The 11,933-nt window shown below is 72.1% G+C and carries 15 protein-coding genes; 5 read left to right on the forward strand and 10 right to left on the reverse strand.

All coding sequences use genetic code 11. The features are described 5' to 3' along the window. Positions 1-178: 178 nt before the first annotated feature. A complete protein-coding gene (locus WFJ01_RS02460; protein WP_336628102.1) occupies positions 179-1,273 on the forward strand; it encodes a LacI family DNA-binding transcriptional regulator in 1,095 nt (364 codons plus the stop codon). Between the two features lie 51 nt (positions 1,274-1,324). On the opposite strand, the gene WFJ01_RS02465 is transcribed toward WFJ01_RS02460, so the two are convergent. From WFJ01_RS02465 to WFJ01_RS02480, 5 genes are all read right to left on the reverse strand, one after another. Then, positions 1,325-1,741, reverse strand: a complete 417-nt coding sequence (locus tag WFJ01_RS02465) for a type II toxin-antitoxin system VapC family toxin (RefSeq protein WP_251443683.1) — start codon at positions 1,739-1,741, stop codon at positions 1,325-1,327. After that, positions 1,738-2,028, reverse strand: a complete 291-nt coding sequence (locus WFJ01_RS19070; RefSeq protein ID WP_251443685.1) for a type II toxin-antitoxin system Phd/YefM family antitoxin — start codon at positions 2,026-2,028, stop codon at positions 1,738-1,740. Before WFJ01_RS19070 ends, WFJ01_RS02465 begins: the two co-directional genes overlap by 4 nt. A gap of 203 nt (positions 2,029-2,231) precedes the next feature. Further along, positions 2,232-3,305, reverse strand: a complete 1,074-nt coding sequence (locus WFJ01_RS02470) for an RNA polymerase sigma factor (RefSeq protein WP_336628103.1) — start codon at positions 3,303-3,305, stop codon at positions 2,232-2,234. A 166-nt stretch (positions 3,306-3,471) separates the two neighbouring features. After that, positions 3,472-3,858, reverse strand: coding sequence for a YciI family protein (locus WFJ01_RS02475; protein WP_251443691.1), 387 nt, complete (start codon positions 3,856-3,858; stop codon positions 3,472-3,474). A 229-nt stretch (positions 3,859-4,087) separates the two neighbouring features. After that, the gene (locus WFJ01_RS02480; RefSeq protein ID WP_336628104.1) at positions 4,088-4,552 is read right to left on the reverse strand and encodes a hemerythrin domain-containing protein; all 465 of its coding nucleotides are present in this window, start codon (positions 4,550-4,552) and stop codon (positions 4,088-4,090) included. A 177-nt stretch (positions 4,553-4,729) separates the two neighbouring features. Here WFJ01_RS02480 and WFJ01_RS02485 point away from each other — a divergent pair, with 177 nt between their 5' ends. Continuing rightward, positions 4,730-4,900, forward strand: coding sequence for a hypothetical protein (locus WFJ01_RS02485; RefSeq protein ID WP_251443695.1), 171 nt, complete (start codon positions 4,730-4,732; stop codon positions 4,898-4,900). A gap of 9 nt (positions 4,901-4,909) precedes the next feature. Here the strand turns inward: WFJ01_RS02485 and WFJ01_RS02490 are convergent, their stop codons facing one another. The 5 genes from WFJ01_RS02490 to WFJ01_RS02510 all read right to left on the reverse strand — a co-directional run bounded on the left by WFJ01_RS02490 (position 4,910) and on the right by WFJ01_RS02510 (position 8,492). After that, the gene (locus WFJ01_RS02490) at positions 4,910-5,287 is read right to left on the reverse strand and encodes a DUF488 domain-containing protein (RefSeq protein WP_292882499.1); all 378 of its coding nucleotides are present in this window, start codon (positions 5,285-5,287) and stop codon (positions 4,910-4,912) included. 10 nt (positions 5,288-5,297) lie between these two features. Further along, positions 5,298-6,098, reverse strand: a complete 801-nt coding sequence (locus WFJ01_RS02495; protein WP_336628105.1) for a family 1 encapsulin nanocompartment shell protein — start codon at positions 6,096-6,098, stop codon at positions 5,298-5,300. Between the two features lie 26 nt (positions 6,099-6,124). Beyond that, a complete protein-coding gene (locus WFJ01_RS02500) occupies positions 6,125-7,144 on the reverse strand; it encodes a Dyp-type peroxidase (protein ID WP_336628106.1) in 1,020 nt (339 codons plus the stop codon). A gap of 191 nt (positions 7,145-7,335) precedes the next feature. Beyond that, the gene (locus WFJ01_RS02505; protein ID WP_336628107.1) at positions 7,336-8,232 is read right to left on the reverse strand and encodes an NAD-dependent epimerase/dehydratase family protein; all 897 of its coding nucleotides are present in this window, start codon (positions 8,230-8,232) and stop codon (positions 7,336-7,338) included. Beyond that, entirely contained in the window at positions 8,229-8,492 is a 264-nt protein-coding gene (locus tag WFJ01_RS02510; RefSeq protein ID WP_251443706.1) for a hypothetical protein, read from the reverse strand. Before WFJ01_RS02510 ends, WFJ01_RS02505 begins: the two co-directional genes overlap by 4 nt. A 308-nt stretch (positions 8,493-8,800) precedes the next feature. On the opposite strand from WFJ01_RS02510, the gene WFJ01_RS02515 reads away from it, so the two are divergent. The 3 genes from WFJ01_RS02515 to WFJ01_RS02525 all read left to right on the forward strand — a co-directional run bounded on the left by WFJ01_RS02515 (position 8,801) and on the right by WFJ01_RS02525 (position 11,880). Continuing rightward, entirely contained in the window at positions 8,801-10,003 is a 1,203-nt protein-coding gene (locus WFJ01_RS02515; RefSeq protein ID WP_336628108.1) for a PucR family transcriptional regulator, read from the forward strand. Positions 10,004-10,085: 82 nt separating this feature from the next. After that, positions 10,086-10,916 carry a helix-turn-helix domain-containing protein gene (locus WFJ01_RS02520; protein ID WP_295035695.1) on the forward strand — a complete coding sequence of 277 codons (831 nt, stop codon included), beginning with the start codon at positions 10,086-10,088 and terminating at the stop codon, positions 10,914-10,916. A 142-nt stretch (positions 10,917-11,058) separates the two neighbouring features. Beyond that, on the forward strand, positions 11,059-11,880 hold the full coding sequence (locus WFJ01_RS02525) for an alpha/beta fold hydrolase (RefSeq protein WP_336628109.1): 822 nt from the start codon (positions 11,059-11,061) through the stop codon (positions 11,878-11,880). Positions 11,881-11,933 lie beyond the last annotated feature (53 nt).

Raw genomic sequence — 11,933 nt, forward strand, 5'->3', positions numbered from 1 at the left:
CCCGCCGTGCTCGTCCCTTCACCGGAAGTATCCTCCGATGACGCCGGATCCCGCGGATCCGCTCCATCCGGATTCACACTTCCAGACCTCCTGTGAAGGCCCGCTTCCTATCGTCGAGCATGTCGGAGACCGCGAGCCGTGACTCGCCGCCTCCGCATCGCCGAGGGGAGACGGGGACATGCTGACGGAAGAACGACGCGCGCGAATACTCCGCGAGATCGCGCGGCGCGGCAAGATCGAGGTCACCGCCTTCGCAGAGACGTGGGGATTCTCGGAGATGACCATCCGTCGGGATCTGGACGCGCTCGCGAGCGAGGGACTCGTCCGTCGCGTCCGCGGCGGGGCCGTGCCCCGCCGGGAGGGCGCCGGGCTCCTTCCCGAACGCGGCACGACTCGGGGCACGCTGGGCCTGATCGTGCCCGACGCCGGACGGCACTTCTCCGGCGTGATCCGGGGCGCCGGCGAGGCGGCCCGCACGGCGGGGTATCGCCTCGTCGTCGGCTCCTCGCTGTCCTCGCGCGCCGAGGAGAGTGCGCAGCTCACTCGAATGCTGGAGGCGGGCATCGACGGCCTCCTCTTCGCTCCGGCCGTCGCGGCCGCACCGGAGTCCCTCGGTTGGGAGCAGATCCGCGGCCTCCCGGTCCCCGTCGTGATCGTCGAGCCGGCGCCTCTCCGGCTGCCGACGGATCTTCGCGCCGACGTCGTGCAGACCGATCATCGCCACGGCGCCCGCATCGCAGTCGAGCATCTCGCCGGCAACGGCTACGGCCGTGTCGCGCTGTTCGCGCCGGACTCGGTGACCGCCCTCACCCTGCAGCGGGGATTCCGCTGCGCCATCGCGGAGCTGGCCCTCGACGCCGACGTCCCCGAAGTGGCGTTCGGGAGGCACGACGATGTCCCTCCCCTCTCCGGATCCGTCACCGCGTTCCTGCGGCACTGCGAGGAGGCGGCGGTGCACGCGGCGTTCGTCGGTTCGGACGAGGCGGCTGCACTGATGCTGCTGGTGCTGCAGCGCGCGGGGAGCCGGGTGCCGGACGACTTCGCGATCGTCGTCTACGGCGACGACTCCGCCGGGCTCACCGGGACCCCTCTCTCGGCCGTCGCGCTGCCCTCGCTGGCCGTCGGCGCCCGTGCGGCGGCGCTCTGCGTGCAGCGACTGGAGCAGGATCTGCCCGCCTCCCCGGCGAAGCTCTCGCTCGTCCCGCATCTGATCGCCCGGGAATCGAGCCGCGCCACGCTCGCCCGCGGTCGGGAGATGCTCCGCGTCTCCTGACGGATCAGCAGGGTCCTGGGAGCCGCAGCGACTGCGGTCGCACGCAAGCCGTCAGCCCAGGGCCTCCGGGAACACGACGTCGATCTCATGGATCCGGTCGCCGAAGTCCTTGCGATTGTTGGTCAGGAACCGATCGGCGCCCGCCGCGATCGCAGTCGCGAGATGCACGGCATCCGGAGCGCGGAGGCCGTACTTCGCTCCGAGCGTGACCGAGAGGTTCGCGATCACGCCGTCCATGGGCAGCAGACGGAGTCGCCCGAGGAGCTGAATGAGTCGCGCGACCTCTGTCGACGCAGGACCTGCGCGCAGCGGCTTCGGAAGGATCTCGGGCATGAGCAGGAGCGACCCGATCGCGCGGTCCTCGGCGCCGGCCTCCTCGAGCAGTGCCGCGAGCGCGCCTTGGAAGGGATGCTCATGGTCGGCTGCGTAGATGAGCACATCGGCATCGAACGCCGTGATGCCCCTCATCGAGAGTCGCGACCTTCGCGGATCCAGGCGATGAGATCCTCCGCGTCCGCGTGATCCAGCGCGGGCTCCCGTCCGAGAGGCTCCGTCCGGGCCGCCTCCAGACGGGCTCCGAGTTCGTCGGCGGCCCGCCACGCCTCGGCCGCGCGAGGGGAACGGAGCTTCGTCGGGCTGACCATAACCGCAACCACCCGGCCATGGCGAGTGATCCGCACGTCTTCCCCCGCCTCGACCCGATCCAGGAGCGCGGGAAGGGTCTGCCGGGCGACGGATGCACTTACACTGTCCATGGAGAAATCGTACGCTGTTGTACGAAATAGTACGATCTACGAACCGTGAGCTGCGCGAGTGCCATCTCCCGACTCTGACGACCCGCGGCATGCCGCGGGGATCGATCTCCGTGATCCGTGCACAGCGACGCGGCGCGCATGGCTGTGCAGGACGGAGCCGCAGGTGCCGGGCCCTCCGGCCGCCCCAGGACCCAGGGGATCCGCTACCCCGCCGACTCCACCGCGGCGAGCGCCTCGATCGCACCGCGGGTCGGGGCGATCCGCACGAGCGCGCGGTACAGCCGGATCAGCGCCTCCCGGTCGGTGACGCCGGTGCGCACCCGATCGCAGTGCACCGACTGGATCGCGGCCTCGAGCTGGAACCGCCCGGCGTCCCCTCCTCCGGCGACGCCGCTCAGCCGCGCCGCGCGGTGCAGCAGCGCCTCCCCTTCGGCGATGAGCGCACGATCCCACCGGGCGGGATCCTGTTCGGCGAGCGACGGCCAGCGCCCCCCGGGCTCCGCAGGCGTCCGCGCGGGGGCGCGCGACTGGGCGAGCGTGAGCAGGGCGGCCAGCCCCCATGCCTCGGGATCGACGTCGAGCAGGGTCGCGGTGAGCACGGCGAGCCAGCGGGCCTCGTCGGCGAGCGACGTGCGCACGTCGTCGTGCGGATCCAGCCAGTCCAGTGCATACGCGCCGTAGATCGCCTCGAGCACGGTGGTCGTGCGGGCCGGCATGTCGGCCCGCACCGGCAGCGCGAATCCGATGCCCGCGTCCCGGATCTTGCGCTTCGCCCGCACCAGGCGCTGCGCCATCGCCGCCGGCTCCACGTCGAACGCCCGCGCGACCTGTGCGGCGTCGAAGCCGAGCACGGTCTGCAGCATGAGCGGCGTGCGGATCCCCGCGTCGATCGCGGGGTGCGCGCACGCGAACAGCAGCTCGAGGCGCCGGTCGGGGATCGCATCGCCCCGTTCCACCAGTGCGACGACGTCGATCCCGGCGTCGAGCGCGGGACCCTCGTCCGCGCCGGCGTCGTCGAGCGGTGCCCGGGTGCGGTGCGCGGCCGAGCCCCACACGTCGCGGAGTCTGTTGCGGGCCACGGTGAGCAGCCATCCTTCCGGGTTGTCCGGCACTCCGGCGTCGGGCCAGGAGCGCAGCGCGCGCTCGAGCGCGTCGGCAAGGCAGTCCTCGGCGAGCGCGAGGTCGCCGGTCCCGCCGGCGAGCAGCGCCACGAGCCGCCCGTAGGAGGCGCGCACGGCGTGCTCGGCGGCGGCCCGCGCCTCGTCGACCGAGCTCACGCGGCCCCCGCGGGCTCCCCGCGGCCCCCGCGTGCCCCGGGTGCCCCGCAGGCCGCGCCAGATCCGCGAGACCGAACCCTCATCACGAGACCGCGGATCCCATCGTCGGTCTCGTGACTCCGGTTCGGTCTCGCGGTCTCACGGCGGCGGTCAGCCGCTGCGTCCGTCACCGCACCGGCGAGGCGCCCTGCCAGGCGCCGTCGACGTAGCGGGTGGCGACCGGCCGCACCTCGACGGCTCCCCAGGCGACCGACGGCGCCTGCTGGGCCCACCCGATCGCCGCGTCGAGGTCGTCGACCTCGATCACGACCGTTCCCCCGAGCTGCTCCCTGGTGTCGGCGAAGGGCCCGTCCTGGATGACGGGGTGGCCGTCGCGGACGCGCACCGTGGTGGTCGCCGCCGAGGGATGCAGCACCTCGGCGCTGCGCAGGACGCCGGCTTCGTCGAGCGCCTTCGCATAGACGTCGAAGGCGCGCATGCCCTCGGCGAGCGCCTCGGGCCCGAGGTCCTCCGCGGTCATCTCGGGGTACTGCAGCAGAAGCGTGTAACGCATGATCGGCCCTTTCTCCGTGATGTCGAGGCCCTGGCGGCCACCGACACCCTGATGACGATCGAAGGATCCGCCGATCGACATCCTCCTCCGCCACAGTCGGATCCGCATCCGCCGGCGCGGGTCCCTCGAGGCGGGGCAGGAGCCTTCCCGTCGCAGAAAGCGTCGCCATCGCCCGCTCGGAGCGACACTTTCTGCGACGGGAACAGACCCCGCGCCTCAGACGCCTCGCTCAGAGGTCTCCGAGCACGTCGGCCGGATCCGCGTCGAGGGCCAGCGTCTCGAGCACCCGGAGCAGACTACGCTCCTCGAAGGCGAAATGGTTCTCCATGATCGCCGCGACGCCGTCGAGGTGCCGGGTGAGCTCCTCGGGGGACGCGCTCGCGTCGACGATTCCGGCGAGCGCGGTGAGCAGCCCGTCGATCATGGCGTGGTCCCGGGACAGCGTCCGCAGCACCGGAGCGAGCTCCGGGTGTGCGGTCTCGATCGCGGGGAACAGGGCGCGGTCCTCTCCGCGATGGTGCCGATCGAGCGCGACGCAGAACCCCCGGCAGTACAGCAGCAGATCACGGCCCGGCGGGGGATCCGATCCGCCCGCACCGGCGCGCGCGAGGGCGAGAGCCTCGCGCAGCCGGGTGTGCGCGCTGCGCAGCTCGTTGCTCCAGGCGATCAGCCTGGTCGTCTCCCGCTCAGTCACGCGGGAGCGAAGGGCGGGACGAGGTCATCGTCGTTCCTTCCGTCCGGCGCCTCCATGCCTGACACGGTCTGCCACCGGCACGCGACGCGGGGATCAGCGTACCCCACGCCCTCGGCGCACGGCCGCCCGCGGGCGTAGGGTGGCGGCGAAGTCACTCACGCGACCAGAGGAGACGCGATGTTCGGAGACAAGCGGCGCGAGGAGAAGCGCGAAGAGGCGGCACTCGCGGAGGCGAAGGCGCAGGCGGCGGCCGCGGTCGAGGAGAGCGAGACCGACGACGCCTCCTTCGAGCCCGACGAGCGGCTGGAGGAGCAGGAGGAGCCGGACAGCGGCGACGTCCGGCGGTGACCCACGCCCTCAGGGCGCCGTCAGCACCTCCTGCAGCACGGTCGCCTCGCTGATGTCGGCGCGCCGGGCCGCGGTCAGCAGCGTCACCGGCCCCTCGCGCACGAGCGCGCGCAGGCCGGCGAGCGCTGCGGCCTGCGCCGGATCCTCCAGCTCGGCGCGATACCGGCGCGCGAACTCGGCGAACCTGTCCGGATCATGCCCGTACCACTGGCGCAGCGCGGTGGAGGGGGCCACGTCCTTGCACCACTCGCGCAGGGCGGCGCGCGCCTTGCTCACCCCGCGCGGCCAGAGCCGGTCCACGAGCACCCGCGCGCCGTCGTCGGGCGCCGGCGCGTCGTAGATGCGGCGCACCCGCACTCCGACCGGCGCGCCGTCTCCCGCGGTCATCGCCGCGCCCTCACCGGAGGACGACGCTGGCCTCGGACGTGTAGGCCGAGAAGGTCACCGACTCCTGCGCGTACAGCCGGATCCCGTCCGCGTCGTGCGAGAGATACCCGATCGACACGTCCTGGCCGAGCGTGAGCGCGTAGTCGCCTCCGCGCATCGTCAGCACGATCGCCCCCTCGAGCGCGGGCGCGAACACGATGGCGCCGTCGTCGCCGAGCAGCCGGGCCAGGTGCTGGTGCACCGGGTGGCCGTGATCGACCGTCTCGGCGGCAGCGGTGTACAGCTCGGCCGACAGCAGGAGCGCGTACGGCCCCTGCACACCGACCGTGCGGAGGACCGTGAGCGCCTGCGCGACCGCGGCCGGAAGCTCCTGCGGATCCGACGGGAGCGGGATCACGGCGTTCGAGCTGCTCGCGACGATGCCCTGCACGCCCGCCGCCTGGGATCCGGCGAACACCAGGGTGTCCTCGGCGGTGGCCAGCGCCTCCACGGCGTCCTTCACCGGCTGCCAGTCGGAGTCCTGTGCGCCGCGCTCGACATCGTCGACGGCCGCGTGGGTCACGGTGAACGGGGCGCGCAGCTCGATGAGCGGCTGCACCTGCCGGCGGCGCGCCTCGACCGCCCCGGCGGGGGCGTCGATCGACTCGACATGCCCGGTGCCGATCGCGGACAGGCCGGGTCCGCCCGCCTCGGGCACGTCGACGACGCGACGTCCGGCGATGCGGGTGATGAAGGTGCGGCGCGCCTCGTCGTCGATCTGATCCCATGCGGCGGAGGAGATCGGTGCGAGTCTGCGGTGGAGGTTGTCCATGTCTGCGGCCTTTCGCGGGGTGGGGGTCAGTGCGCGGCGGCGGTTCGGAGTCCGCCGATGCCCAGGTCCGTCGCCGGCGCGTCGGCATCCACCGGCGCCGCCTCGGCCGGAGCCGCGGCGGGTCCCGGCCCCGGCACGTCGTCGAGGAAGTCCACGGTCGGGGTGAAGAACAGGGTGCCGGTGCGAGCGGTCGAGAAGTCGAGGATCCGGTCCGTGTTGCCGGGAGGGCTGCCCAGGAACATGTTGCGCAGCATCTGCTCGATCACGCCCGGATCCGCGGCGTAGCCGATGAAGTAGGTGCCGAACTCCTCGGTGCCGAGCTCGCCGAACGGCATGTTGTCGCGCAGGATCTGCCGCTGCACTCCGTCGGCGTCGATGACCGTGTTGAGGTGCACGTGGGAGTTGACCGGCTTGACCGCGTCGGGCATCTCGACGTCCTCGAGCTTGCTGCGGCCGATCACGCGCTCCTGCTCCTCGATCGGCAGGGCACCCCACGCCCCCAGATCGTGCGTGTACTTCTGCACGATCACGTAGCTGCCGCCGGCGTAGTCCGGATCCTCGTCGGCGATGAGCACCGCGGCCGGAGCGGCGGCCCCCTCGGGGTTCTCGGTGCCGTCCACGAAGCCGAGCAGATCCCGCTCGTCGAAGTACTTGAAGCCGTGGGTCTCGTCGACCACCACGGCATGACCGCGCAGCCGGTTCATGACCTGCCGGGACAGCTCGAAGCACACGTCCATGTGATGGGCGCGCACGTGCAGCAGCAGGTCTCCTGGGGTTCCCGGCGCGCTGTGCCGCGGACCCTCCAGCGGCACGAACGGGTGCAGACCCTTCGGGCGCGGCAGCGCGAACATCCGGTCCCAGAAATCCGCGCCGATGCCGAGGACGCAGTTCAGCTCATCGTCCGGGATCCGGAACGACACCGATCGCGTGATGCTGGACAGGTCGGCGAGGACGTCGCGCACGACCTCCTCGCTGCCCTCGTTCACCGTGAGGACGAGGAAGAGCGCGGCCCGGGCCGGCGGTGCGACGAACTGCTGAGTGACCACCGGATCCGTCCCCTCCGCGCGCGTTCGCGACGCACGGTCAGCCTGTCATGGGAGGGCATCCGCTTCAAGCCGGTTGTCGTCGCGATCAGCGGGACTTGGCCCGGAGGACAGGCGGACGGCCCGGCGCGCCTGCTCCGGAGGCGGCGCCTCGATCGCGTCCCGGGCACTGTTCCCCGGTCCTCGCCGGCCGGTCATCCCCACGCCGGATCGCCGGGAACATCGAGGTAGCCGGCGCGGAGCTCATCCACCAGCGAAGGCCGGGTGGTGCGCCAGCCGAGCCGCTCGCGCGCCCGGTCGGCGGCGGCGTGCTGATCGAGAAGGAGCACCCCGGCGAGCGCCGGTCCGATCCGTCGAGCGGTCTCCTCGGCGGTCTCCGCGCGCACCGTCGCGCCCTCTGCCGATGCGGCGGCCGCCGCCAGCTCGGCGACGGTCTCGGTCGCCCCGGATGCCGCGATGTACACGTCGTCGACGTGCGATTCGGCGCCGATGATCCGGACGTACAGATCGGCGAGGTCATCGACGTGCACGGTGGCCCACTGCTGGGAGCCGTCTCCGATCAGCGGGAGCACCGGCTGTGCCCCGCTGCGGTCGATGTCGTCGACGAACCGGCGCGGGATGCCCTGGCCGTGCCCGTACACGATCCCGGGCGCGACCACGACGACGCGCATCCCCTCGCCGTCGTCCGCGAGCAGCCCCCGCGCGGTCTCGTCCATCCAGGCCACCGCCGCCGGCGGCGCCGAGGGCGACTTCTCCGTGAGATCCCGTCCCGATCCGTAGGTCCACAGACTGCTCGTGTAGACGAAGGGCTTGTCACTCGTCAGCAGCCCCGGCGTGACGGCGGCGATGAAGTCCGCATCCTCGGAACGGGACGTGGCGGTGTGGATCACGCCATCCGACTCCAGCGCGAGATCCGACACCGTGCGGGTGTCCTCCTCGGAGGCGAGGAACGGATCCGCTCCCGCCGCACGCACCTCGTCCGCATCGTCCTGGCCGTCGACGAGGGCGGTAACCCGATAGCCGGCGGCGATCAGCGCCTCCATCACACCTCGTCCGATGAAACCCGTCGCACCGGTCAGCAGCACGCTCATCTTTCCTCCTCGTCCGTTCCGGTCTCCCCCGTCGCGAGATCCTCCGGCCCCTCATAGGCGAGCAGGTAGGAGAACCACCGGCCGTCCCGCTCCTCCGGTTCGATGTCGTAGACCTTCACCCATCGCCGGCCGTCGTGCTCCACGATCCGGCGGAGCTCGTCCTCCGGCCTCCGATCGACGAGGACGAGCCCTTCGACCCGCTCCACCACGGGGCCGAACGGCCGATCCCGCAACACCGCCGCGTACGTCTCCGGGTTCATCCTCACCGCCCCCGCTGCTCGTGGCCACCCCCTCGTGGTCCGCCACGCTAATCCTCCTCCGCCGGTGGCGGGAGGGCGTCGTGGCGGACCTGTCACGGCGCACAAGCGGCACTGTGGGCGGTGACAGACGTCCCGTCCGGCAGCGCGGCCGCGCGTTCGGGCCGTGATCTGCTGGAGGCGCGGGGCGGCCTCGCCGACGGCGTAACCTCGCTGTCAGCGATGCGCACGGGACGGAGCGGCCTCCCGGCGGGATCGAGGAGAGCGGATATGACGGAACGCGCGGCGGATCTCTCGCACACGGGGATCCGATGAGCACGACCGACCGCGATGAGGGCATCGCCTGGGTCGAGCGCCGGCTGCCGAGCCTGATCGAGAGGGTCTACACCCGCAGCGTCGAGACCCTGCCCGTCTACGAGGACGAGAAGCACGTCTCCACCGGGGAGCTGCGGCGCTCGATCGAGGAGAACCTGCGCTTCCTCGTGCACGCGCTGCGGCACCCCGGAGAACCGCTCGACCTCGCCGTCCCCGAGCAGACCGGCAGGCGCAGGGCGCACCAGGGCGTGCCGCTGCCCGAGGTGCTGCAGGTGTACCGGATCGGCTTCGGGACCCTGTGGGGAGCCCTCGTCGAGCGCGCCGCCCAGAGCGCACGCACCGAGGTTCTCTCCCGGCTGCTGGACACGTCGACCCGGATCTGGACCGTCGCCGAGGAGCACGCCACGGCGATCACCGAGGCCTATCGCGCCACGACCGCCGAGATCCTGATCTCCCAGGAGCACCGTCGCGCGGCGCTCGTCGAGGTGCTGCTCACCGGGCACGTCAGCAAGGACGCCGGCCCCTGGGAGGCGGCATCGCTGCTCGGCTTCCCCGCCGACGCGGACCTGGTCGTGGTCGCGGCGCAGACGAACGAGGTGGCGGCGGAGTCGCTGCCCGGGATCGCCCGGCGCCTCGCGGACCAGGGGTGCGTGTCGGGCTGGCGTCTCACGCCGGCCCTGCAGCTCGGTGTGATCGCCCTCGCCCGCCCCGAGGCGATGGACGAGGTCCTCGAGACGCTGCGCGGCTACCCGGGCGCCCGGGTGGGCGTCAGCCCGCCCTTCGCCGCACGCACCGACGCACCGCGAGCGCTGCGTCTCGCCCGCGCGGCTCTCGCGACGACCTCCCGCAGCGCGATGAAAGTGCGCGTGTTCAGCGCGAGCCCCATCGCGGCCATGATCGCAGCGGATCCGCACGAGGCCGAGCGCCTCACCGAAGACGTCCTGGGCCCCGTCCTGCACCTCGCCGAGAGCGACCGCGACGTCATCCTCGAGACCCTCGAGACGTACATCGACACCGGCGGATCCGCGACGGATGCCGCGGCGCTGCTGCACTGCCATCCCAACACGGTGCGGTACCGGCTGCGACGGATCGAGGAGCTCACCGGGCGCAGCTTCACCCGCCCGAACGACATGGCGGAGCTCGCCGCCGCGGCATACGGGCTCGAGCTGACCAGGATCGCGCAGCACCGCGGCGCCTGATCCGGTCCGGCCCGACACACCCGGGACCCCGACGCGGTGACGGACAATGGGGGTACCCCCTTCCCCCCGACCGAGGACCTGCGTGAGTGACACCGTGAACGCCGTGGGCCGTTACGTCCGCGCACGACGCGACGTCGTGCAGCCCGAGGACGTGGGACTGGCCCGGAACCCCGGAAGGCGCGTTCCGGGGTTGCGGCGCGAGGAGGTCGCCGAGCTCGCGGGCATCAGCGCCGAGTACTACCTGCGCATCGAACAGGGCCGCGTCGGCCGGCCGTCCGAGCAGGTTCTGGCGGCCCTCGCGCGCGCCCTCCGACTCGACGACGAGTCCGTCGCGCACCTGGACCGTCTGGTCACCGGCCGGCCCCACCGGACGCCCGTCCCCGATGCAGGGACCGCCGAGCGCATCGCGCGCACGCTCTCGCGCTGGTACCGCACCCCGGCGTACATCTCCGATCCGCACCGGGACATCGTGGCCGCCAACGCCCTCGCCACAGCGCTGGGACACGGCGGCCTTGCCGTGGGGTCGAATCAGATCGCCGGGCTCTTCAACGACCGCATGAAGAGCACGCTCCGGGAGTGGGAGGAGATGACCCGGTCCGCCGTGGCCACGCTCCGCCGTGACGCGCACCCCGATTCGCCACGCCTGGCCGAGCTCGTCCGCGCGCTCTCGCCGGATCCGGATTTCGTCCGCATCTGGGGGCGGCACGACGTCTCGGGACCGGAGGACACGACGTTCCACATCGCGATCGAGGGATTCGGCGACGTCGCGATCGATGCGCACAACTTCGCCGTGCGCAGCCTCCCGGGCTATCAGCTCACCGTGCTCTCCGCCGGACCCGGCGGGATGGCCGAGACGCTCTTCGCCGGACTCGCGGCATCGGTGCCCCTCTCGACCGAGACGGCCCCGTCGTAGCCCTCGCCCCCACGGAGGCCGCCGAAGGGGGTACTGACCGGGCCTCCCACTCCGAACCGGCCCCGATCTAGCGTGTGTCTCGCGACCTGCGACGGTCCCGCCGCCTCGTGTCGCGCACCCCTCCCCCAGGAAAGGACACACGATGCCCTACATCACCACGCCCGACGGCACCGAGATCTACTACACCGAACTCGGTGAGGGCCGCCCCGTCATCTTCAGCCACGGCTGGCCGCTGAGCTCGGACGCCTGGCAGAAGGAGCTGAAGCTGTTCGCGGACGCCGGCTACCGCGCCATCGCGCACGACCGCCGCGGTCACGGCCGCTCGTCGCGCACCTACCGCGGCAACGACATGGACACGTACGTCGCCGACCTGGCCTCGCTCGCCGAGCAGCTCGACCTGCAGGACATCCTCCTCGTCGGGCACTCCACGGGCGGCGGCGAGGTGGTCCGCTACGCGGCCACCCGCGGAGCCGGACGCGTGTCCAAGGTCGCTACCGCGGGCGCCGTCCCGCCGATCATGCTCCAGTCGGCGACCAACCCGGAGGGCACGCCGCTGGAGGTGTTCGACGGCATCCGCGCCGGAGTCCTCAACGATCGCTCCCAGTTCTACAAGGATCTCGCCGAGTCGTTCTTCGGCTTCAACCACCAGCCGGAGAAGCGCTCGCAGGGCCTGGTCGACGACTTCCAGCGCCAGGGCATGATGGCCGGGCTGAATGCCGCCTACGACTGCGTGAAGGTCTTCTCCGAGACCGACTTCACCAAGGACCTGCAGGCGCTCGACGTCCCGATCCTCCTCGCCCACGGTGACGACGACCAGATCGTCCCCATCGCCGCTGCAGCGGAGAAGGCGATCACGCTCGTCTCGCAGGGAACCCTGAAGGTGTACGAAGGGGCCTCCCACGGGATCTGGGGCGACTACCAGATCGCGCTGGACGACGACATCCTCGCGTTCTTCGCGGAGTGACACCGAGGCGGCGGGGGTCTCGGGATCCCCGCCGCCTCCGGACCGCGGACGAT

It is taken from the genome of Microbacterium sp. MMO-35 (assembly GCF_037147555.1).
Taxonomy (GTDB): Bacteria; Actinomycetota; Actinomycetes; order Actinomycetales; family Microbacteriaceae; genus Microbacterium.

Excerpts from the sequence above, each read along its gene's own strand:
- WFJ01_RS02460 (WP_336628102.1), top strand. The coding sequence starts at position 179 with ATGCTGACGGAAGAACGACGCGCGCGAATACTCCGCGAGATCGCGCGG.
- WFJ01_RS02465 (WP_251443683.1), bottom strand. The coding sequence starts at position 1,741 with ATGAGGGGCATCACGGCGTTCGATGCCGATGTGCTCATCTACGCAGCC.
- WFJ01_RS19070 (WP_251443685.1), bottom strand. The coding sequence starts at position 2,028 with ATGGACAGTGTAAGTGCATCCGTCGCCCGGCAGACCCTTCCCGCGCTC.
- WFJ01_RS02475 (WP_251443691.1), bottom strand. The coding sequence starts at position 3,858 with ATGCGTTACACGCTTCTGCTGCAGTACCCCGAGATGACCGCGGAGGAC.
- WFJ01_RS02485 (WP_251443695.1), top strand. The coding sequence starts at position 4,730 with ATGTTCGGAGACAAGCGGCGCGAGGAGAAGCGCGAAGAGGCGGCACTC.
- WFJ01_RS02490 (WP_292882499.1), bottom strand. The coding sequence starts at position 5,287 with ATGACCGCGGGAGACGGCGCGCCGGTCGGAGTGCGGGTGCGCCGCATC.
- WFJ01_RS02495 (WP_336628105.1), bottom strand. The coding sequence starts at position 6,098 with ATGGACAACCTCCACCGCAGACTCGCACCGATCTCCTCCGCCGCATGG.
- WFJ01_RS02505 (WP_336628107.1), bottom strand. The coding sequence starts at position 8,232 with ATGAGCGTGCTGCTGACCGGTGCGACGGGTTTCATCGGACGAGGTGTG.
- WFJ01_RS02510 (WP_251443706.1), bottom strand. The coding sequence starts at position 8,492 with ATGAACCCGGAGACGTACGCGGCGGTGTTGCGGGATCGGCCGTTCGGC.
- WFJ01_RS02515 (WP_336628108.1), top strand. The coding sequence starts at position 8,801 with ATGAGCACGACCGACCGCGATGAGGGCATCGCCTGGGTCGAGCGCCGG.
- WFJ01_RS02525 (WP_336628109.1), top strand. The coding sequence starts at position 11,059 with ATGCCCTACATCACCACGCCCGACGGCACCGAGATCTACTACACCGAA.